The 22,738-nt window shown below is 35.8% G+C and carries 15 protein-coding genes and 7 pseudogenes; 5 read left to right on the top strand and 17 right to left on the bottom strand.

What is annotated here, in order from left to right:
* Positions 1-250: 250 nt before the first annotated feature.
* From ABWU67_RS02590 to dcd, 8 genes and pseudogenes are all read right to left on the bottom strand, one after another.
* Positions 251-652, bottom strand: coding sequence for a hypothetical protein (locus ABWU67_RS02590; RefSeq protein WP_353282152.1), 402 nt, complete (start codon positions 650-652; stop codon positions 251-253).
* Positions 653-684: 32 nt separating this feature from the next.
* Positions 685-2,817 carry an ankyrin repeat domain-containing protein gene (locus tag ABWU67_RS02585; RefSeq protein WP_353282151.1) on the bottom strand — a complete coding sequence of 711 codons (2,133 nt, stop codon included), beginning with the start codon at positions 2,815-2,817 and terminating at the stop codon, positions 685-687.
* 132 nt (positions 2,818-2,949) lie between these two features.
* Complete coding sequence (locus ABWU67_RS02580; RefSeq protein ID WP_341822181.1) at positions 2,950-4,113, bottom strand: multidrug effflux MFS transporter; 1,164 nt, start codon at positions 4,111-4,113, stop codon at positions 2,950-2,952.
* Positions 4,114-4,298: 185 nt separating this feature from the next.
* Positions 4,299-5,165 (bottom strand): hypothetical protein, encoded by an 867-nt coding sequence (locus tag ABWU67_RS02575; protein WP_353282150.1) that lies wholly within the window; start codon positions 5,163-5,165, stop codon positions 4,299-4,301.
* A gap of 57 nt (positions 5,166-5,222) precedes the next feature.
* Positions 5,223-7,517 (bottom strand): annotated as a pseudogene (locus ABWU67_RS02570) (glycoside hydrolase TIM-barrel-like domain-containing protein); the annotation flags it as partial.
* Positions 7,518-7,544: 27 nt separating this feature from the next.
* Positions 7,545-8,403 (bottom strand): annotated as a pseudogene (locus ABWU67_RS02565) (IS630 family transposase).
* Positions 8,404-8,465: 62 nt separating this feature from the next.
* Positions 8,466-8,792, bottom strand: a pseudogene (locus ABWU67_RS02560) (hypothetical protein); the annotation flags it as partial.
* Positions 8,793-9,024: 232 nt separating this feature from the next.
* On the bottom strand, positions 9,025-9,582 hold the full coding sequence (gene dcd / locus ABWU67_RS02555) for a dCTP deaminase (RefSeq protein ID WP_006280485.1): 558 nt from the start codon (positions 9,580-9,582) through the stop codon (positions 9,025-9,027).
* A gap of 140 nt (positions 9,583-9,722) precedes the next feature.
* Between dcd and ABWU67_RS02550 the strand changes: the two genes are divergently transcribed.
* Positions 9,723-10,739 (top strand): substrate-binding domain-containing protein, encoded by a 1,017-nt coding sequence (locus tag ABWU67_RS02550; RefSeq protein ID WP_353282148.1) that lies wholly within the window; start codon positions 9,723-9,725, stop codon positions 10,737-10,739.
* Positions 10,740-10,811: 72 nt separating this feature from the next.
* Here ABWU67_RS02550 and ABWU67_RS02545 read toward each other — a convergent pair whose 3' ends face one another.
* Positions 10,812-11,303: a hypothetical protein gene (locus ABWU67_RS02545; RefSeq protein WP_353282147.1), complete on the bottom strand. Its 492-nt coding sequence runs from the start codon at positions 11,301-11,303 to the stop codon at positions 10,812-10,814.
* Between the two features lie 95 nt (positions 11,304-11,398).
* Positions 11,399-11,569, bottom strand: coding sequence for a hypothetical protein (locus tag ABWU67_RS02540; protein ID WP_353282146.1), 171 nt, complete (start codon positions 11,567-11,569; stop codon positions 11,399-11,401).
* A gap of 141 nt (positions 11,570-11,710) precedes the next feature.
* Here ABWU67_RS02540 and ABWU67_RS02535 point away from each other — a divergent pair, with 141 nt between their 5' ends.
* Positions 11,711-13,171: a TrkH family potassium uptake protein gene (locus tag ABWU67_RS02535; RefSeq protein ID WP_341821691.1), complete on the top strand. Its 1,461-nt coding sequence runs from the start codon at positions 11,711-11,713 to the stop codon at positions 13,169-13,171.
* 255 nt (positions 13,172-13,426) lie between these two features.
* Here ABWU67_RS02535 and mgtE read toward each other — a convergent pair whose 3' ends face one another.
* Positions 13,427-14,797 carry a magnesium transporter gene (mgtE, locus tag ABWU67_RS02530; RefSeq protein WP_006280192.1) on the bottom strand — a complete coding sequence of 457 codons (1,371 nt, stop codon included), beginning with the start codon at positions 14,795-14,797 and terminating at the stop codon, positions 13,427-13,429.
* Positions 14,798-14,950: 153 nt separating this feature from the next.
* Here mgtE and prfB point away from each other — a divergent pair.
* Positions 14,951-16,055, top strand: a protein-coding gene (gene prfB / locus ABWU67_RS02525) for a peptide chain release factor 2 (protein WP_141456981.1) whose coding sequence is annotated in 2 segments (ribosomal slippage) — positions 14,951-15,025 and positions 15,027-16,055 — 1,104 coding nt in all. Because the reading frame shifts where the segments join, the coding sequence is not laid out codon by codon here.
* A 179-nt stretch (positions 16,056-16,234) separates the two neighbouring features.
* Here prfB and ABWU67_RS02520 read toward each other — a convergent pair.
* Complete coding sequence (locus tag ABWU67_RS02520; protein ID WP_010082072.1) at positions 16,235-16,399, bottom strand: IS3 family transposase; 165 nt, start codon at positions 16,397-16,399, stop codon at positions 16,235-16,237.
* Positions 16,392-16,553: a hypothetical protein gene (locus tag ABWU67_RS02515; protein WP_353282145.1), complete on the bottom strand. Its 162-nt coding sequence runs from the start codon at positions 16,551-16,553 to the stop codon at positions 16,392-16,394. Before ABWU67_RS02515 ends, ABWU67_RS02520 begins: the two co-directional genes overlap by 8 nt.
* Positions 16,554-16,772: 219 nt before the next feature.
* Between ABWU67_RS02515 and ABWU67_RS02510 the strand changes: the two genes are divergently transcribed.
* Positions 16,773-17,605, top strand: a protein-coding gene (locus ABWU67_RS02510; protein WP_353282041.1) for an IS5-like element ISWpi1 family transposase whose coding sequence is annotated in 2 segments (ribosomal slippage) — positions 16,773-17,142 and positions 17,142-17,605 — 834 coding nt in all. Because the reading frame shifts where the segments join, the coding sequence is not laid out codon by codon here.
* Positions 17,606-17,660: 55 nt separating this feature from the next.
* Here the strand turns inward: ABWU67_RS02510 and ABWU67_RS02505 are convergent.
* Positions 17,661-18,519, bottom strand: a pseudogene (locus ABWU67_RS02505) (IS630 family transposase).
* Positions 18,520-18,581: 62 nt separating this feature from the next.
* Between ABWU67_RS02505 and ABWU67_RS02500 the strand changes: the two are divergent.
* Positions 18,582-18,761: pseudogene (locus ABWU67_RS02500) on the top strand (transposase); the annotation flags it as partial.
* Between the two features lie 23 nt (positions 18,762-18,784).
* Here the strand turns inward: ABWU67_RS02500 and ABWU67_RS02495 are convergent.
* The 3 genes and pseudogenes from ABWU67_RS02495 to ABWU67_RS02485 all read right to left on the bottom strand — a co-directional run.
* Positions 18,785-19,726, bottom strand: a pseudogene (locus ABWU67_RS02495) (IS110 family transposase); the annotation flags it as partial.
* Positions 19,727-20,016: 290 nt separating this feature from the next.
* A pseudogene (locus tag ABWU67_RS02490) lies at positions 20,017-20,802 on the bottom strand (major capsid protein); the annotation flags it as partial.
* Positions 20,803-21,010: 208 nt separating this feature from the next.
* Complete coding sequence (locus ABWU67_RS02485) at positions 21,011-22,531, bottom strand: HlyD family type I secretion periplasmic adaptor subunit (RefSeq protein ID WP_174516815.1); 1,521 nt, start codon at positions 22,529-22,531, stop codon at positions 21,011-21,013.
* Between the last annotated feature and the right edge of the window lie 207 nt (positions 22,532-22,738).

The following is a 22,738-nucleotide window of genomic DNA, read 5'->3' as shown; positions in this document are numbered from 1 at the left end:
ATAAATTTAATTCTATTGAAAATAGCTAAAGCATTGAAATTCTTGAACTTTAGCCGGATTGGTAAATGGTAGTGAAATTTCTTTTACTCAAATTTAGGTATTCATTGACCGTTCTTGTTATAAATACCAGAATAATAAGCTACTGATATTCGCTATCTTTTTTATCTTTAATCCATCATAGCTAGCGATGCAACAAAGCCATCCCAGTGTCAAGCACTGGGATGACACCTTTTCCGGTAGAAGATCACTATCAAATCACATTGCTCTGGTCATTATGATCACCATTATTTTGTTCAACTGATTGATCGACCCCAGGTGAAGAAGAATCATCATAAGGTTGTGTGTCAGACTTTTCTTCGTCAGACCCAAACAACCATGAAAAAAAACCACCAAAAAATGATGCAATTAATGAAAAAGGCTTCATAAGTATACTAAACAAACTACCAAAAAAAGAGCTCGGCTGTTCTTCTGTTTGTGCAGGTTCTGTGGAAGCAACAGGACCTACATCGTTGTCTTGTACATCAGTTCCTTGTTCTGCACTGGTGGTGCTGGTTTTTTCCCCTTCTTTGCTATTATCTGATTGTATAGCCTTTCTTATAATAGTCCGAATGCGATAAGATATGTGTTTATGGCTATAGCAGGCCAGTAGCATATTACGGTCTGTTCGGATTATTGTAAAAAGAGCTATAGTTCAGTATCATCACCTACTCGTTTTTCTTCCTCTTGACCCCCTTCACTATCTGTCGATGATCCACCCGCTGAACTATCATCAGATTTTTCTGCTGGTTGCAATAGAGTTTTTATTCCTTCATCAGTGGCTAATTTGAAAGGAGTATTTCCATCTTCATTTTCTATATTAACATCTGCTCCTTTTTTTATTAAGAATTTTACTGTTTCCGCAGAGGCGTTTGCTGGACGATCTGCATAACCCATAAACACTTTATTTTTTGTAGCAAAATGTAAAGGAGTCCATAGATCGTTATCTTGTATATTAACATTCGCTCCTTTTTCTAATAAAAGTTCTGCTATATCCGTATAACCTTCTCTAGCAGCCCAATGCAAAAGAGTATGTCCATATGAATCTACTGCATCAGCATTTGCTCCCTTGTTTAATAAAGCTTTAACTATATCTTTATGGCTACTATTGTAATTATATTCCATCATACTCTGAAGAAGTGATTCCATTACTGTATCAACCTTTGCTCCATTATTTAATAAAACTTCAGTTGCATCTTTATGACCATAGAAAGCAGCTTCAAATAAAGGAACCCTTCCATCTTTATCTGCTATATTAACATCTGCCCCTGTTTGTATTAGAGCTCTTACTATTTCTACATTGCCCTTTATAGCAGCAAAATGTAAAAGAGTTTTTCCATCGTTGTCTATTGAATTAACGTTTACTTTTTTACTTAATAGACTTTGAACTTCCTCATAATTATCACTTTTAACGGCTGAATACAAAGCTTCGATGTCCTTTTGCGTTTCTTCTAGAATTTTTACTATATGTTGCCTGCCTTGTTGAGAGGCAAGATTTAAAGGAGTGCTGCGAGTATTATCTAGTGGAGTAACATAAATTCCTTTTGCTTCTAATAGAACTGTTACTATTTGCTGATTGTAACTTTTAGCAGCTTCATGTAAAGGAGTCTTTCCATCTTTATCTACTGCATTAACGTTGATTCCTTCTACTTTTAATAGAGCTTCTATTATGCTTGTATCGAGTGGTTGCGTTTTGTTGGCTTCGTCAACAGCAACATGTAAAAGAGCGCGTCCAGTTTCAGACTGTGCATTAACATCTGCTTTGCTATCAATTAAAAGCGAGACCATATCTTTGTTTCCTTTGGCAATAGCATGCCGTAAAGGAGTAAATCTGTTTCCATCTAAAGCATTAACATCTGCTCCTTCACTTATTAGACGCTTTAATCCATCAATATCACCTCTTTCAACAGCCTCAAATAAAGCAGCATTTTGTGGAACTTGGCTTTCTTCTTCATAATCTTGCAATACTGGACTAGCATCATCAGATTCTTCTGCGGATTGCAATAGAGTTTTTATTTCTTCATCAGCGGCTAAACCTAAAGGAGTATTTCCATTATCATCCTCTGCATTAACATTTGCCCCTTTGTCCAATAGATCTTTTACTATCTCTGCATGGCCATTTTCAGCAGCCCAATGTAGAGGAGTCTTTCCATCATCATCTACTGCATTAACATCTGCCCCTTTATCCAATAGAGCTTGCACCACCTGCTGATAACCACTTTCAGCAGCAAAGTGTAAAGGAGTCTTTCCATCTTTATCTTGTGCATCAACATCGATCCCTTTTACTTGCAGTAGGGCTTCTGCTACTTCTTTATGGCCATGTGCAGCAGCAAAATGTAAAGGAGTACCTTCATATTTATCTTGTGCATTAACATCGATCCCATTTACTTTCAGTAGGGCTTCTACTACTTCTTGATGGCCCTCTTCAGCAGCCCTATGTAAAGGAGTGCTGTTATGTTCATCTATTGCATTAACATTTGCCCTATTATTTAGTAAAACTTCTACTACCTCTTTACGGCCCTCTTCAGCAGCTCGATGTAGAGGAGTCATATTTGCAAATCCTACTGCATTAACATTTGCCCCATTATCCAATAGATCTTTTACTATCTCTGCATAGCCATTTCCAGCAGCATAATGTAAAAGAGTGTTGTTATGTACATCTACTGCATTAACATCTGCTCCTTCCTTTATTAGATCGTTTACTACATTAAAATCACCACTTTTAGCAGCCTGAAATAAATCAGCATTTATATCTCTTATATCTCTGTTTGAATTGCTCATCCCAAACCTCCTGTAAAACTATATTGTTATGATAAAGTCGTTAGTAATCTATGAGCTCTCACCCCCTGTAAAATTATATTATCATGATAAAGTCATTAATAACCCATGAGCTCTGGATCACGCAAATAATGGTTATTCCCTGTGTTTTTCAGTACATTTGAGCTGGCTGTACATAAGAATTGCAATTGTAGAGCATGCTATTGTTAATAGTAAATTTGGTAAAATACCATAGCGAAAAAATTTTCCTACTATATATATTCCAATAGCCCCAAACATCATATTGCAGAATGAGAGGACTGCACTACCAAGCCCTATACCTTTGATCGTTTCTAAGGCAGAAGTTACGTTATTGCTTATTATTAATGCAAGTCCGATATTGGCTGGAATCCAAGCAGTTTGAAGAATGAATATATTCAACTTGTCCGCGAAATAAAAATATACCAATAAACTATCGGATATTATCGGTAACACCAAACCTATTATTAGCATTTTGCTAACCCCTACTTTTGGTACATACCTTCTATTAATTAAAGTTCCAATTATGTAAAATATGACTATGATCGATATGAGGTAGCCAAAATACTGTACTTCAATGCCCATCGATTCAAATATGAACGGGTAGTTAGCAATGTATGCCCAAAGCCACATGAAAGTTAATCCATGAATGGCTGAAAACCCAAGGAAACGATAATTTCTAAATATTGATATATATTGCTTGAAGATATTAGTAGTTATGTTAGTTATACTGGTTTCATTTTTATTTACAGTGAGTGTTTCTTGTAACTTAAAGTAGATAAAAATAAGTATAGCAATTGCCGCGAGTGATATAATAAAAAACAAAAATTTCCAACTATACCCATGTGAAATTATATAACTGCCCACCACTGGAGCTATTCCAGGTGAGAGTGCCACAACCATATTTAATTTTGAAATGACTCTCGAGTATTCACTACCCGAGTACATATCCCTTATTGCTGCATACCCAACAACACCTGCAACACCAGCCCCTGTTCCTTGTATGAAGCGAATTAGTATCAAGAGCGCAATACTGTCGGCTATATAACACATGACACTTGCCAAAGTAAAAATTGTTATACCAATCAGCATCATTGGACGCCTACCATAATGGTCCGATAATGGACCATAAATTAATCCAGACACCGCAAATCCAACTAGATTCAAGCTAATTGTAAGCTGCACTACACTGCCTTCTACTTTAAAATAATTGGCAATGCTTGGTAGTGCAACTGAGTATAGGTCAGTTGCCATATCGACAATTGCTACAGACAATATCATAATAAGAGAGATGATATTTTGCGAAAGAGCTGTTTTCACTTAATGATTTACTGGATTAAATATACTTAATTATAATGTATTTTTTTCATTAGTATAAGTACAATGTTACATAGTAAACGATGTCATTCGAGTAGCGGACACTGAAATCTTAAGCTAAAATCATGAAAAGCACGAATTTCAATATCTTACCTTTGATTATTCACTTTAAGCTTTAAGTCTTCAACAGAAGATGCATTTGCCTCACTTACTACCTTTAGTGGTTCACCAAGATTATGCTCTATTTTTATATTACGCTCAGGATCGTACTCTATTCTTGTATCAAACTCAAAGCCCAATTTCTCACAAAGTTTTTTGAAATACTCAATAAGCTTATTTATAATATAAGTAAGCTTATCAAACAAACCGTCATCACCAGCTTTATAGTCCTCTAACTCTTTAGGAATGGTAAGCAATACCTTACCGTCTTCATACGTCACATTTTCATCCTTACATTTCAGCTTAAACTCCGCTGAACTGCAAAAACCTGGTGTTTCGATATATGTATAATCATCATAGTTAAGCATTTTTGTATATTTCATGCTAAAACTAAGCTTTATACAATTGGGTTCACGACAATCCATAATATACTCTCTTGTCATACAGTTGCTTTGCGTTGACAAATGAAAAGATCCAAGAGCTTGACTCATATCATTAGGAAGAAAATGAGTATATCCGCCCTGATAATAGTTATTTATTAACTCCTCAATAATAGAGTTATTGGGAATTGTTGCACCAACGTGTTTAAACATTTCTGTAAAAATTTGTCTGAGAAATGGACGATAATTCCCTTTTCCGTTTTCATCCCGTAGAATTAGATTTTTATGTTTTGAATACAGATTGTTAATAAATTCGTTAGTTATTTTTTGTCCGTTAATAGCAAGGCCGTGTGTTCTATTAAGATCCTTATATGTTCCCTCACCAGAAATTACTTCGTCCCAAGTGTTAGCTTTGAAATCAGCATATTTGAGCTTCTTCACTTCAGCTTTCAACGCATTGACCATTTCCTTTGACATGTTATATCTCTACCATTAATACCTGTATATTAATTCTAGCACTTACTTTATTAAATTTCAATTACTAAATGAATTTATCACTTTCACTTCCGTATTTTCCAGCGAGTCACCGTAAGTCACTGCTTTTAGGTAAAACTTTTTTCCCCTTTGCACTTCGAAAGATATTACTGAATCATCAAGCAGAGTAAATTTTTCACCTGCGGTGTGCTGATACTCTTTGGTGCCCTCTTGCCCTCTAATTAGGTTGCTAAGCTTATATTTATTTTTATCTATAAGTTCAGCACTCTGGAATTTTATTACCTCTTTTCCGATTAATGCTGAATTTGAATCGATAATTCCTAGCAGCTTACCAAAACGTAGCACTACTATAAGCCCCTCGTCGGTAGATTCCATTACATATCCGTAAGTAGACTGCTTGTTTGTGCTTGCAATAGGCTTATAATCCTTATCGTTGTACGAAATAAAGAGTGTTGCTCCCTTCCAATTCTTTTCCTCACTAATTAAAGTAAAGCTTGCACTATTACCTTTAATATCCGGTAAATCTATCATTTCTACGATGGTTTTGCTAATGTGAGAGGGAGGGTATTCCTTCAGCATAAGTGACCTTGTTGAAGGAAAAGAAAGCTTATATATGGAGCTGTCATAACCAACACCACTTACTTGAATGGACATGCTTTCAAATTTCGTTTTTATAATTCTCACCGTATGTTTTTTCTCACTGTCTAAAATCGTTATTACATCACTTGGCACAAGCCACGCATATTTTATCGGTAGCTTGAAATTGTATATATTTCTCTCTTGCCACGAAGAATAAAGTAAAACCTCAGCGATATTTTGCGCCTCTCCCTCCTCCATAATGAGTGGTATTTCAACTGTTATAGCAGTGCCTTGCTTTGGCAACTCAGCATATTTAACATCAATTGGATAGCCAAAATTGCGGTTAAAGTAAACGATGTTAACTTTATTGTTTAAATCCAGTTGACTAATATTAACAAGTTGCATCGACTTTGAACTGTTATTGAAAACCATTTCACCAATTGGCATTACAGTTGTAACTCCCCTGCCCTTTTGGACAAATTTCAGTTTAGAGTCCTGTTCAACCACATCAAAAAAATAGCAACTTTGCAGCATTTTAATAATTGAACGTACCGATTGCTGGTCATTTATTACATATCCAGACAATAATCCTTTAACATCACTCGTATCGAACTGATCGCTTTTTAAACCTGCTTTTTGTAATAGATCCGATAAAACATCGGAAATATTAAGCTGTGAAAGCTTTCCCTGAATCCAATGTCCTGTCTGCCAATTATGGCAGTCAGTCCACATATCACACAAATTGGGGAAATAAGGAAATGGCCTTGCATCCCATGCCCAGAGAAACATTTTTTCTACCATTTCCGAGCTTTGCCACTTCTTTAGCGTTCCTTCAATTGCAATTTTTTGCGAAAGAAAGCTCACCTCTCCGTTTGAATATCGTGGATATTTGCTCTCTATGCTGCCTTTATCAACAAACACATTTGGCTCATTAGTGCAGCCGTTCATACTGGGAAATCCATACTCAGTAAACCATATTTTTTTCATTTTTGGTTGCCATTTCGTTTTACTACCACCTGGATTTATGTGAGTTTCACTCCACCATTTCTCTATATTTTTCCACGCATACCTGCTGTCGTTATACTTTACTTTTTCAGGTTCACTCTTTGAGTAATCGTAGAAATAATCATACCCCACTCCACTGCTCCAACCACCCATTACATCTTCTGCAGAATAGCCAAAAGGAGGCTCTGGACCATCAGTCAGTGGAAAATAAGCATCTATGCCAACAACGTCGATGTACTCTGAAGACCACAGTTCATCCATATTATACCAACCATCATATGAATGGTATTCACTCCAATCAGCAGCGTAAGTTACCGTTACTTCTTTTCCAAGCTGAAGTTTTATTCGCTTTGCAAGCTTAACTAGCTCTATAACGGCAGGGTAATTACCTTGTTCATCTCTAATTTTGGTAAGCCGCACAAGTTCAGAACCGATGATAAACCCTTCTACTTTAGTTTGTTTGGCAATGCTTGCATAATGCTCTATAAATTTGTTATATTGATTCTCAAAAAAATCACTTATATCCCCAGGAGTCCCGCTCAATTTTCCTCGCCACTCTTTGTTCTTTGTGTCAAGCAAGGGCATTGGATAGAGCATCACCTTGTAGCCTCTGCTGTGTAGCTCTTCTATATATCTTATTAGCGCTGCATCACTAACTGTGCCACCATATCTTGGGTTTCCACTCGCATCTTTTGAAATTAGCTGAGCATTATCTCTGGTACTACTTCCTACTTGCCAATCATCAGGTATAGCATTTCTCATAATAGTCCGAATAGGTCATAGGAAGGCAGAATCAACAGCACGACGAAAGGATTCGAATAGAGGAATGTTTTTCCTGGCTCTGTTTTTTATAGCAAACCAATGATGCTCAATTTTGTTAAAATCTGGAGAATAAGGCGGCAGATACAAAATTTCTGCACCGACTCCTTTAGCGAGCTTGATAAGCTTATCAGACTTATGAAAAGTAGCATTATCAAGAATGACAGTTTGTCCAGGTTCTAAGATCGGTGCCAAAAATTGCTCAAACCATCCATTAAAAATATCCATATTACAGTGGCCTTCAAATGTTAATGGAGCAACTATCTTTCTTCTACTTAAGGCTGCAACCATGCTGATTCGTTGAGTTTTTTTTCCAGATTTTAGGGCATAAAATCGCTGTCCTTTCTGGCAATACCCATATGGATAGTCCTCCGTGTTATCAATCCCAGACTCATCTATATACACTAAGTTTTCTGGTTCTTTTGTTGCTATAATTTTTAAGAATTCAGCACGTTTTTCTTCGTTCCTTTCCTTGTATCCATATGTCTTTTTTTGCGCGTAAATCCAATTTTTCTGAGAGCTCGGTGGATCGTTTCGATACTAACGTTGCCCCAAAGTTTAGCCATTTCCGACAGAGTTTTTCTACCGTGTTTTTTAGCAAATTCGATAAACTTATTCCAGTCGATAATTTTCTGATTGTAACCTCCATTACCGAGTTTTTTGACTGAAAGTCGCCTGTTTCTTTTTTTCTTTGCTTCCACTCCCACAAAGTAGTTCGTCCAATTTTAAATCTTGCTGCCACTGCTTCTCTGCTTTCCCCTTCGTCTAGTGCTTCCATTGCTTTTTTTCTTAAATCATAACTATATGCTGCCGGCATCCAACCTCCTTATCGCCATCTATCCTTAATCTTATCATATCCGGACTTCTGTGGAAAGAGCTATAATTATATGTAACGTTCATACCTCTTCCAATTTTACTTTTGGTGGTTATCGCCTCTTCTTTTATTGGCTGCGCCCAAATAATGTTCCCTGCAACACGAGCAGTGCCATAGATAATTGGAATTGTTCTGCCATAGGTTGAGGTTTGAACTTGCAGATTTTTTAGCCTCGCACCATGCGTTACTTTTTGCTCGGCATCAAGGCCAAACATCGCACCATCAAGCTGCGCACCAAGAAGAGCACCGAGCTCTGAACCGATAATCCGGCCAATTGGCCCAAAAATGCTGCCTGCTTGACCAAAAATTGATGATAAAATTATTGTAGACATGGTAATCCTCCTTTTGATAGATTTTTTTGAAATTGTTGAGAAAAGATCCAAGTGTCACGCTACTTGGATGACAAGAAAGTGGTACTGGGATGACAGATACTATGATAAGAAATTCAGTAACTTACAATTAATAATTGAAGTTTTTAATTAAGAAAAGCACATGGTGTAGCTATAATTATTGTAAGCAACAATGAAAAAGTACGGAAGTGAAAAATTACCACTCTCATGGCAATCACTTCACCAGCGGCAAAGTGATACCATGCTGATTCATATATTTTCCTTTCATATCATCATATGATTTCTCGCATTCACTTTCGCCGCTTAAAAATACGAATTGGCATGCGCCTTCATTAGCGTAAATTTTCGCAGGAAGCGGAGTGGTGTTTGAGAATTCGAGTGTGACATGACCTTCCCATCCAGGTTCTAAGGGAGTAACGTTTACTATAATTCCACACCTTGCGTAAGTTGATTTACCAACACAAATGACCAGTACATTCCTTGGTATACGAAAATATTCCACTGTACTTGCAAGTACGAAACTATTTGGTGGAATTATGCATACATCTGTTTCCTTATCTATAAAACTATTCTCAGAAAAATTTTTAGGGTCCACGATAGCTGAATTAACGTTAGTAAAAATTTTAAATTTATTATCCACTCTTGCATCGTAACCATAAGATGATAGTCCGAAAGATATAACACCTTTGCTGCTTTTGTGATTCACAAAAGGCTCTATCATTCCAAAATTTTCAGCTTTTTCTCTTATCCATTTATCTGGCATAACTGCCATAATTGCCCCTTAAAGTTGTGTAATACTTACAATAATATAAAATAAAATTTAAATGTAAACTGTAGCTTTTGTCATGCAATTAAAGCTTTTCAGTTTGATTTTTGTTATAATAATTAGATTTATGTTCTTAACTAAAAATAATGCTTAGAAACTTTCTCCTGATTTTTGTATTCGTATTATTCACGCCGCTATCAAATGCTGATGCCAGGAAATACATCAGAATTGTTGGATCTTCAACTGTTTTTCCTTTTATCTCGTTTATAGCCGAAGAGTTCAACCGTGTATTCTCCTTTAAGACTCCAGTTGTGGAATCGATAGGAAGTGGATCAGGATTCAAAATGTTTTGCTCAGGAATAGGGGAAGACACTCCAGACATCACCACTTCATCTCGCCCTATGAAGGAAGTAGAAAGAGAACTATGTAAAAGGAATAAAATTAATGAAGTGATAGAAATCATCATTGGCTATGATGGAGTTGTCATTGCAAATTCAAATCAAAGCCATAGATTTGATTTCACAAAGAAGGACTTATTTGAAACTTTATCTGCATATTCTCAAGAAAATGATAAATTAGTAAAAAATAATAAGAAGTTTTGGTCTGATGTAAATCAAGCCTTACCAAAAACAGAAATTGAAATTTATGGTCCACATCAAAATACAGGCACATACGAAACTTTGGTTAATTCTATTATGCTTGATCAATATTCATGCATGAACTCGAGAATTTTCAAAGAGAATTATAAAGATCAGGAAGAAAGAAAGAAAGCATGTGGTAATATAAGGGATGACGGAAGGTATATAGAAGTTGGAATTAATGAAAACATAATAATACAAAAATTGAAAAGTAACAAGAACGCTTTAGGGATATTTAGTTTTAGCTTTTTAATGAGGAATCAAGATAAAATACAAGGGAGCACAATTGCAGGAATTGAGCCAACTTACGAAAATATATCATCGGGAAAATATATATTAGCAAGACCTCTATACCTTTATATAAAGAAAGAACACCTGGATACTGTTGATGGATTAAGAGAATTCATAAAAGAAATTATAGATTCGATCGGCATTGAAGATGGGTACCTATCTAGGCTTGGTCTAATTCCACTTTCAAGTGAAGATATAAAGAAAGCTTCAGCAAAGGTTTATGATATAACGTGACGGCAACGTTTCTTTTATATTCTTTGTTCTAGCGTAGTCAGACCCAGCGCGGCGCGCTGGGATGACAATGGATTACTGATTAAGCAGTTCTGCGTTGTTGCAACACCCAGAAACAACCGGGTTCAAACTTTTCGTATTTGGACTTTCTGATTTCTCACAAACTCCTCCAATATAAGCTAGTACAGCCAATGCTGAAACTGCTGAAACTTCTAAAACTAATGCAACTACAGGATATGCCAGCACATAGGCTGCAACAGCACCAACTGCGCACAGTCCAACAACGCCCAGAGCAATTTTCCCTTTGTGTTCACTCCAGAAGGTTGTTTCGTTCTTTTCTGGGGTTTTGTTGCCAGTAGTTGGTGTAGTAGTGTTAGTTACTATAGGAGCATTGGAATAAAGATCCTTTACCCACTTGTGATCTTCTATTTCTTGAATAACTTGTGCAAGAGCAGAATATTCTGTGTTATTAGGGTCAATTTTTTGTTGAAAGGGTTTAAGACCATCTATTGTATCTACAAAATATGGTTGACCTTCAAAAGAATTTACTACCTTGTAATCACACAAAAAATCACGAGTTTCTTTATCAGCTTTCTGCCAAATTAGTTCAATGATCCCTACTTTAGTGTTAACGCTAGTTTTAGTACAGCCAATAACATCATTTAAATGGTACCTTTGTCACTAGTCAAAGTCCCCTCGTGGCTCAAAACTACTTGTATATCATCATGTTTATTATTGTCGAGTACGTTCTGGACTTCTTGAAAATTGCCATTCCAGACTGCCTGTCTTAATGAATCTAGAATTTCTTCTTGTGCATTAGTTAATTCAACCATATCTTACCTCTAATAAAAATTTAATTATCACACATATTTACAAGTAAATCAAGCATACTGTTAATAACTGTTAATAAAGGCCAACAAAATGCTTGACGTTAGAGTAGCTTTTATGGCTTTGTATAGCGAGGAAGTAATTCTATGAAAAATCATCAACGTTTACAAAATTTGCGTTCAATTGTATTTATTGTGGGAATATTCCTATTGCTGTTTAGCTTAGCAATGCTTATTCCTGCTATTACCAATAAGTATCTCAGCTACGAATGGAAAAATTTCCTCGCTGGATTCATAATTACCTGCACATCTGGCGCAATTTTTATTTTACTCGGTAAATTAAGTAGATTGCATGGAATGCCAGCAATTTTTGCGATTACTAGTTGCACCTGGATTGCCTTGTCTCTGTTTGCAGCTATTCCTTTCTATTTTGATAATCTGAGCTATGTTGATGCATTGTTTGAAACGATATCTGGCATCACAACCACAGGAGCAACTATATTTAATGATATTGAAAAACAATCTCCAGGAATACTGCTATGGAGAGCAATGCTACATGGCATGGGGGGTTTTGGTGTAATCACTTTAGGAATTGCAGTTTTTCCTATGTTTAAGGTTCTCAGCCTAAATAATTTACTTTATTCTGAGTATTCAGATGCTACCAAAAGGAAGTTGCCGAATACGCGAAGCGTAGTGATTCATGTTACGGCAATATATTATGGCTTAATTTTGTTATGTATATTTTCCTATTATCTAGCTGGTATGCCACTATTTGATGCAATATGTCACGGAATGTCTGCTGTATCAACTGGTGGATTTGCTAACTATAATGATTCTATAGGGCACTATAATAATCCCATACTAGAAGCCATAACGATCGTTTTTATGATTTTGGGTTCTCTGCCTTTTCTTAGCTATTTAAAAATCATAAGACGGTTAGACATTTGCTATGATGAGCAGGTCTCTTACTTTTTTAAGATAGCTATTGTTTCATCTTTATTTGCTTGTTTTTGGTTGTATAAAAATGTTGATTTAGGAGTGTCATTATCATTTAGATGCAGCACATTTACCATCACTTCCTTGATTACGTCAACTGGTTATGCAATCTGTAATCATATAGATTGGAGTTTCATTTCAGTCTTAGCTTTTTTTCTCACCTTTGTTGGTGGATGTAGTGGTTCTTCAAGTGGTGGTGTCAAAATCTTCCGCTTGATTGTTCTTTTAAGGTCTATAAGAAATTACTTTTACCTTTTATTAAACCCTGATGCAGACAATGGAGTAAAATTCAATGGAAAAACCCTGGAGAATGATGAAGTTTACTCTGTCTTTATATTTTTTGCAATTTTCATGTTAACGTTTACCATTTCATCAATAGTGATGTCTTACTTAAGCAATGCAGACTTTATAACTAGCGTCAGTTCAGTCTCTGCAACGCTTACAAACTCTGGTCCAGGGTTCAGCAACTTAATAGGTCCTTCAGGTAACTATTCTTCTTTCAGTAATGAAGTAAAATTATTTCTATCGTTTTTAATGCTGCTTGGCAGACTTGAAATATTGCCAATCTATTTTTGTATAGGTAATTTATTCTTATTTAATAGAGAGAAATAGTTGGTGAAACTTGATATTATAGCTAAACTGACTTACGACAATTTGAAAAACCGTCATTCCGCTACTCGTTAGCGATATCTATACCGCGAATAAATCCACAGATGTACGAACATTGTGATTTGGGCACACCAGGAAGAATGTCATCCAAGTAGCCCCTTTCTCGTCATCCCGCTACTTGTTAGCGGGATCTATGCTAAGAGATACCGCGAATGAATCGCGGCATGACGGTTCGCGGCGGTATAGCTATAGATAGTATTAGCTATTTAATAAAAAGATCGTAGCTAAACCAAGAAATATAAAAGCTGAGAGAATATCAGTTGTTGCCGATGTTAGGATTGAAGAAGAAACGGCAGGGTCAGACTTTAAGCGATGAAGCATTATAGGAATGAAAGTTCCGATGAACGTTGCAATAATTGACATCATAATCATGGAGACCACAAAAATCATCTCCACTTTGAAGTTGTGAAACCTTATTGCTAACACTACTAATGAAATAGTAGATAAGATCACCCCGTTTATAAGACCTATTAAAAATTCTTTCATCAGTATTCTTTTTGCATTTTGCTCAGTTAGATATTTTGTTGCGATTGCCCGGATGGTTAGCGTTACTGTTTGGGATCCTGCATTTCCGCTCATTGATGCAATTATCGGCATGATTATTGGCAGCACTATAAAACTTTTTATTACATCATCGAAAAAGCCAACTACTATGGAACACATTGTTGCAGCTAAGAGGTTAAACAGTAACCAAGGTAGCCTTTTAATTATAGTTTTATGTATAGGGGCATTTATATCGGCTTTAGAAGATACACCGCTTATTTTGAGTACATCCTCTTCTGTTTCTTGTTGAACAACTTTTATCACATCTTCAATTAAGATCACACCAATAATTTTACCATTCTTATTTACTACCGGAGCCGATAATAGAGAGTAATCTTTAAATATTCTTGCTACTTCCTCTTGGTCTATTCCAGTTTTAATGATTTTTATGTCATGATCCATTATCTCTTTTATTATTGTGTCTCCTGAGTGAGATATTACCTTATTTAAATTAACACTGCCTATAGGCTCTAATTTTGAGTTGATAATGAATATCTGGTGAAATTTTTCTGGTATTTTTTTATAGTTGCACACAAATTCTGTCAGTTGATTTATTGTCCAATAATATGGAGCTATAACCATATCTTTATGTATTAACCTTCCTGCACTTTCTTCTGGATATGATAGCAACTCCTCTACCGATTTCTGAGTTTTGCTGGGCAAATAGTAAAGTATATTTTCTACAGACTTTCTATCTAAATCTTTCACTATGGTTACTATATCTTCTACATCAAGGAGCATTAGTAACTTTGCTGTATTTTCTATTCCCAATGTTTCTATGATCTCTATTTGTAAATCTGGCACTACATGCACTAGGGCATCACTTAACAAATGTTGATCGAGGATATTAACTAATTTCTCCCTGTGATCACTGATCGAAGTAGATAAAAAATAAGCTAACTGAACACTGTCTATCGTTTTTACAATATTACGAACATTCTCTAGCTCCTCGTTATCAAGTGACTCTATTAAGTCATCAATAGCCTTTTTGTCTAAACCATAATGGGAACTTATTTCAATATTCATTACTTTACCTTGTTTTTTAATAAATATACGCGCTTGATTTCCTTAAACATTAAAGTATAATGAAATTATTTAAATTAACTATCATATGGTTAAATTTCTATTTTGTTTACTGTTATTGTTATTGATAGTAAATATATTAAAATCTAAAGTATAATGAAAACTTATCCAGAAATTCTTGAACACTTTCAAAGCTTAAATAAAAGTATTTCTCTTATCAGGAGGTGTCTTTGACATAGAAAAATTAAAGTTGCGTCTTGAAGAGCTTGACTCCCAAGCGTCGAATGATGACCTATGGCAAGATAACCAAAAAGCACAAGAAGTTTTAAAAGAACGTTCTAAAATTAAGAATGACGTAGAGTCGTTTTTAAAGCTGGAAAGCGATTACAACGATGCCATCAGCTTAATGAAGTCTGCTATTGATGAAAATGATGAAGAATTTTTCTCTGAAGTTGAAAATGAATTAGCTAAGCTAGAGAAATTAATCAAGTATAAAGAAACAGAGTCCTTATTTACTGGTGAAGCAGATAATAATAACTGCTTTTTAGAAATCCACTCAGGAGCTGGCGGAACCGAGAGCAATGATTGGGCTGAAATGCTGATGCGCATGTATATAAGGTGGGCAGAAATTTATCACAACTTTAAAGTTGAAGTTGTAGAAAAATTAGAAGGAGAGTCAGTTGGTATAAAGTCTGCAATGATAAAAATCGTTGGAGAAAAAGCTTATGGGTGGGCAAAAAGTGAAAGTGGAATTCACAGGCTGGTTAGAATATCGCCATTTGATGCAAATGGTAAACGTCATACCAGTTTTGCAAGTGTAGGAGTAACTCCAGTGATAGAAGATTCAATTGATATTGCTGTGGATGAAAAGGATCTAAAGATCGACACCTATCGTGCTTCCGGAGCAGGCGGTCAGCATGTGAACAAGACTGAAAGTGCGGTACGCATTACGCATATTCCAACTGGTGTTGTAGTTCAATGCCAAAATGGTCGTTCTCAACACAGAAATAAAGATGAGGCGTTAAAATTACTTAAAGGACGTTTATACCAAATTGAACTGGAAAAAAAAGAACAGAAAATGGCTGAAGAATATGGTAAAAAATGCGATATAGGCTGGGGCAATCAGATCAGATCGTACGTTATGCATCCATATCAAATGGTGAAGGATTTAAGAACCGGACATGAAGTGGGCAATATAAATTCTGTTTTTGATGGTAATATAGATTGTTTCATAGTTAGTGTGCTCACTAAGCAAAATTAGGTAGGGTTGACTTTCTTGCCATAATATATGATAATTAAAATATTGTTAAAGTAGGAGTAAAGTTATGGCGATTAAATATGATCAGTGGAAAAGTGACCTTACCCAGAAAAAGTGGAGAGAAAGTGTGGAATGTTTTTTACAAAAAGAATGATGCATCAAATTGTTCTGGAATGCAATAGTTAATAGTGACGTTGTTTGTTATAAAAAATTTCTATGTATTCAAATATTGCAGTTCTAGTTTGTTGAGCAGAGTGTTGTGAAGTATCAATAAGTATTTCTCTTTTCAATGAGCTAAAGAAGCTTTCTGCAACAGAATTGTCGTAACAACAGCCTTTATTACTCATCTATATTCTTTACAGCTAAGAGATATTGATACCCTTGCGCAGTATATTGTAAACCTTGGTCACTGTGCAGCAGTAGATTTTTAACAGGTTTACGCCTATTAATGGCCATTAATAAAGAGTTCATAACCAATTGTTTATTTATTGCACTACTCATTAACTACCATACGTGAGAATTATTGCTGCCAAATATAGCCATCCCTCCTTGGTTTTGATGTAAGTAATCCCATACTTTATTTGGTTGATCAACAATAAAGTTTTGATCTAGTATATTGGGAGCTACAGCTCTATTATCTGTTTGTTGTTTTTTAATTTTAGAGGTTGTCCGGAAACAAGTAAAAGGCTATAATATCTGAAATTTTAGTACGGGGTAAAGATGAGAAAAAAGTATCCAACAGATCTAAGCGAAAGGGAATGGGCAAGAATAGAAAAACACTTCAGAGTATCATACAAGAAAGGAGGAAGGCCGCCAAAGTATAGCAAAAAAGAAATATTAGAAGCAATTTTCTATGTATTGCGTACAGGGTGTCAATGGCGGTATTTACCAAATGATTTTCCGCTATGGAAGACTGTGTATGAGCAGTTCAGGCAATGGAAGAAGCAGGGAATTTTTGAGAAAATGAATTATGAAATTACAAAATATAGTAGAAGAAAAATAGGAATGAATGAGCAGCCGAGTGCCTGTATAGTAGATAGTCAATCTGTAAAGACTACAGAAAAGGGGGGATCAAAGGCTATGATGGAAGTAAAAAAGTAAAGGGTAGAAAAAGGCATATAATTACAGACACTCAGGGTTTTATACTAGGTTGTTACGTAGGCGCTGCTAACGAAAATGATAGAGATGGTATTAAAATAGCATTAAACAATATGAGAACAAAATATACTAAAGTTAAAAAAATGTGGGCTGACATGGGATACCAAGGAAGAAATTTAAAGAATCACATAAAGGAAGAATATGACATAGATATTGAAATTGTTAAAAGGCCTCCATGTAGATTTTGGGTGCACAAAGATACGCCACCTGAGCTACTACCAACAAGAGAACAAGGGTTTAAAGTACAGCCAAGAAGATGGGTTGTAGAAAGGACTTTTGCTTGGGTTAATAGGAATAGAAGGCTATCGAAGGAGTATGATTTACTCACAACATCCACTGAGAATTTCATATACCTAGCTATGAGTAGGGTTATGTTAAAGAGGGAATATGCTTGAATTTACTAGTTTCCGGACAACCTCTTATATCATTTCTCATAATAGTCCGAATAGGTCATAGGAAGGCAGAATCAACAGCACGACGAAAGGATTCGAATAGAGGAATGTTTTTCCTGGCTCTGTTTTTTATAGCAAACCAATGATGCTCAATTTTGTTAAAATCTGGAGAATAAGGCGGCAGATACAAAATTTCTGCACCGACTCCTTTAGCGAGCTTGATAAGCTTATCAGACTTATGAAAAGTAGCATTATCAAGAATGACAGTTTGTCCAGGTTCTAAGATCGGTGCCAAAAATTGCTCAAACCATCCATTAAAAATATCCATATTACAGTGGCCTTCAAATGTTAATGGAGCAACTATCTTTCTTCTACTTAAGGCTGCAACCATGCTGATTCGTTGAGTTTTTTTTCCAGATTTTAGGGCATAAAATCGCTGTCCTTTCTGGCAATACCCATATGGATAGTCCTCCGTGTTATCAATCCCAGACTCATCTATATACACTAAGTTTTCTGGTTCTTTTGTTGCTATAATTTTTAAGAATTCAGCACGTTTTTCTTCGTTCCTTTCCTTGTATCCATATGTCTTTTTTTGCGCGTAAATCCAATTTTTCTGAGAGCTCGGTGGATCGTTTCGATACTAACGTTGCCCCAAAGTTTAGCCATTTCCGACAGAGTTTTTCTACCGTGTTTTTTAGCAAATTCGATAAACTTATTCCAGTCGATAATTTTCTGATTGTAACCTCCATTACCGAGTTTTTTGACTGAAAGTCGCCTGTTTCTTTTTTTCTTTGCTTCCACTCCCACAAAGTAGTTCGTCCAATTTTAAATCTTGCTGCCACTGCTTCTCTGCTTTCCCCTTCGTCTAGTGCTTCCATTGCTTTTTTTCTTAAATCATAACTATATGCTGCCGGCATCCAACCTCCTTATCGCCATCTATCCTTAATCTTATCATATCCGGACTTCTGTGGAAAGAGCTATACCAACAAGAGAACAAGGGTTTAAAGTACAGCCAAGAAGATGGGTTGTAGAAAGGACTTTTGCTTGGGTTAATAGGAATAGAAGGCTATCGAAGGAGTATGATTTACTCACAACATCCACTGAGAATTTCATATACCTAGCTATGAGTAGGGTTATGTTAAAGAGGGAATATGCTTGAATTTACTAGTTTCCGGACAACCTCTTATTGTGATTTATACCTGTTTCTGAAATGACAGCCTGTATACTTAATACATCAAGTCCTGGAACTCTAGTAAAATCCATCCCCGTTATTCGATATAAATCTTCATCTACGGCAAAATCTGGACTATTCTTCTGTTTTCTCTTTCGTGTCTTATTCAATGCCCTGTTCTCATTCGACTTTGTTTCAAATGTTTTATAGTAATTTTCTATACTTTTATCACATCCCGTTATTTGCTCTTGAAAAAAAGTATATGCTGCATATTCTTGTTTTAGCACAAACAAGTGTTCCTCTCTATAATCACCAGCTAACGCTTTTGCTATAGTAGACTGATCATTTTTTATTCGTGCATCCCTGAATTTAGCCAATTTCTCAGGATCTCTTTCGCCTTCAATTATAGCTTCAATGATTTTCATACCAGTTATCCCAGTAATATGACTAATAACCTTGTGTAATTGAATATTCATTTGAATTAGCGCTTTTTGCATACGTTGAGTATGTTTAGCTGCATTTTCAATTAGATTAGCACGTTGTCTAACGTAACTACGCAGTACACACATTTGATTATCCGGTCTAAATGATCCTTGAAGCAGTCCATAGCTGTGCAATTGTTGCAGCCATTGACAATCTTGAACATCAGACTTTCTACCAGGCACATTTTTGACATGTCGCGCATTTACTAATTTTACTTCAAATTTATGTGATTCTAATATTTGAAATAAGGGAATCCAATATACTCCAGTTGACTCCATGGCTACAGTTCTAACCTGACACTTTTTTAACCACTTTGCTAAGTTGTGTAGATCTACTGTAAAGCACCCAAATTTTTGGATACGTTGTTCATCTCTTCCTTCAGGTACACATACATAATGTACAGTCGAGCCAATATCAATCCCTGCTGCATCAAGGTTTATTGTTTTTAATTTACTTTTTGCTTCTGCCATATAAAATCCCTCCTATATTATTATGATAAGAAGCACTTCAGCTTGGGACGGTTAGGTTATACAATCTTCTAAACGAGGTAGCCCAAAAAGAACTCCATCAATGGTTTTACCATTTCCCCCAAAACCATGCTTTCAAACGGGCATTTATAGCACCATTGATTGTTTCGGTTATAGCTGCAGAAGCGCTTCTTCATAACACTATACCCAAAGAACATAAAGTAAAGAGGGAGTTTCTTTTTGGTTTTACAGATTTTATCTGTTCTGGGCTTCCAATAATTTTCCTATATTCATCAACTAGAACTAATTTTTACCAAAACTCCCGGACGATGGCACATTGGCAATGGATTCGACTGCGTATGTAAATCAGTTCCTCTATCAAATCTTCTTGGCTCTTGTTTTGCATAGAGTGGCTGTCCAAGAGTATTCACTGTTTCATTAAAATCTGCTGGTGCAAAATATGTTGTAAATGTGCTCGCTGTTCCTACTGGAAAACAGTTTCCACTTTCTCTTTCTATAAACCTTCTTACATTTCCCTCAGGATCAGTTGCTTGCCCTCTATATTCCTCAAATGTTATTCCGCAAAATGTAAATCCTGATCTCATGTCGTTCCTTAGCGCTGCTCCTTCTTGCCATCTCTCATATGCCTCTTTCACCTTACTATGGGAAGTTAATGCATCAAAAAACTCAGGGCTTACCAGTGCATGAATTCCCGTCATATATTCACCACTTAGATTATCTTCTATATGCCGGAGTACTTCCAGACACTTACGTTTTACATCTGTTGTTGCTGTTCCAAGGGCAAAATTTACTACTTTTGGTGTTATTTCAAATTCGTTATACAGATTTAGTAATTCTGACCCGTCAGCATCAAGAATAATTCCCTTCAGCGCTCCCATTCGTAAATGCTCTAATGTTATTGCGTGTTTGTTTCTCATTTTGTCGTAAGGAGCCATGTTACCTCTACCTGGAAATGCATCTGCTGCCGACTTTTTTTCGTTGTGTTTCTTTATCCATTTTCCTAATAAACCACCCTTTATTCCTAAATCCTTTGCTATTTTTGTAATTGTTTGACCTGCCTTTCTTTGTTCATTTGCCAGCTTAACAGCTTCCAATTTGAATTCTGCCGTATATTCTCTTGCCATTTCGAATCCTCAAAAATTTTATTTTACCCGAAAAAACTCCTTTCTTTCTCTCCACTTTTTCTGGGTAAGGTCAAGAAGCCTATTGTCTAATTATGTACCTAAATTTTATTACGGCACTTTCACTACTACTTTAACGAGTGAGCTACCTTTCTATAAAAGACCTATCGACTGTTGCAATTATAGGCGTAAACAAGAATGATAAAAGAGTACGAGATTGAGTAACTATGTACACTTCTGCTGGCATACCAGGGTATAGGTATACGTTTTTAAACTGAGCAAGCTCTGGTTTTGGTATCACTACACGTACTGAATAATAACGCCCTAGCCTTGGATCATCAAGGGCATCGGGAGAAATATTGCTTACTATACCATTAATTAAACTTAAACGACGTGCACTGTAAGCACTTAAACGAACTTTAACCTTTAGCCCTTCTAGCCCATCAATAGAGACTATGTTGCTATCTTTCTTTTGTGCTGACAGTATCTCTTCTATGTTTCTGGTCTGAATTTTAGCATCTATTATTAGGTCATCATCCGATGGCACTACGCTCATGATCGGAACTCCAGATTGTATAACACCACCTTCAGTATGGTATCTTATATCTGTGACTATCCCATCTTGAGGCGATTTAATTATTGTACGTGCTAATGAATCTTCAGCAACCATCAGTCTCTCTTTCAAGTCTGCAATAGACGTACTAACTTCCTTAAGTTCAGCGTTTGCTCTTTCTTGAGAATCATTTCTCACGTTTATAATTTCTAATTCGTTCTCTCCAATTTTTTGCTGCACTTGAGATATTGCAGAACGGTAATGTCCAACTCTGCCTTCAATTTCAGCAAACTGCTTTTCTAAAGCTAAAATGTGTGGTTTGCTTATATGGCCACTATCAAGTAATTGTCTTTTTGTTTCCAACTCCTCAGTTATCAAGTCATATTGCTTATGAGCTGCATTTAGTTGAAAGTTTAGCCCCGCTAATTCATCATTTAACTGCTTTATACGTTGTTGCAGTATGTCTGTTTTTCCCAATATGCTCTTTCTCTGAGAGTTGAACAACTTTACTTGATTCTTTATCGCTTTATTTACAAGTTCATCGTGAGATAATTTTTTAACCTCATCAGGAAACTCGAGCGTGTCCAAATCTACTCTGATTGCAAGAAGCCTTGCTTCTGTTGCTAAAAATGATAAGAGCTTCTCTTTGATGATACTTAAATTCGCCTTCTCGTTAACATCACTCAACAAAACTAGAGGCTCATCTTTTTTAACTGCTTGACCCTCTTTTACTAAAATTTTGCTTATTATTCCTCCGCCCAAGTGTTGAACTATTTTTCTATTTGAAGATACAATAACTTCTCCACTTGCATGCACCGCACCGTCAATTGGAGCTATAGCCGACCAAATACCACCTATCCCAAAAAAGATGAGTATTACTACCAGACCAAAAAATAGTGGTCCCCATGTTACTTTCAGGACTTCATTTACGTTATTACTTTCGCGTTTTAAAATAAAATTTATCACTGCATCAATCAATGCAAACGTCTTATCCAAAAATTTTGGGTACTTCTTCTTTTTATTTTTTGCTCCTTGCATATTTATATTATCACCATGGCCAATCAAGCCTGTCAAAGAAAATCCAGCGCTAAGCTTTTTTAACTTACTTATCATAATACTACTGTGAATTTGTGTTAACTCAAGATAACACACAAAAACAAAGAATCTATAATTTAAGCATTCCATTTAGACTGTAGAGCACCAGAATAAACTATTTAGTAACAATTCCTGCATCAACTATGTTTTTAAAATTTTTTGACGTTTAACTTTATTATAACTTTTTCTTTATTTTGTGAATATCTGAGTTATAGCTCTTTTTAC

It is taken from the genome of Wolbachia endosymbiont (group A) of Aleiodes leptofemur (genome assembly GCF_964028465.1).
GTDB classification, from domain to species: Bacteria; Pseudomonadota; Alphaproteobacteria; order Rickettsiales; family Anaplasmataceae; genus Wolbachia; species Wolbachia pipientis.
This window is presented reverse-complemented; position numbering and strand designations above follow the sequence as displayed.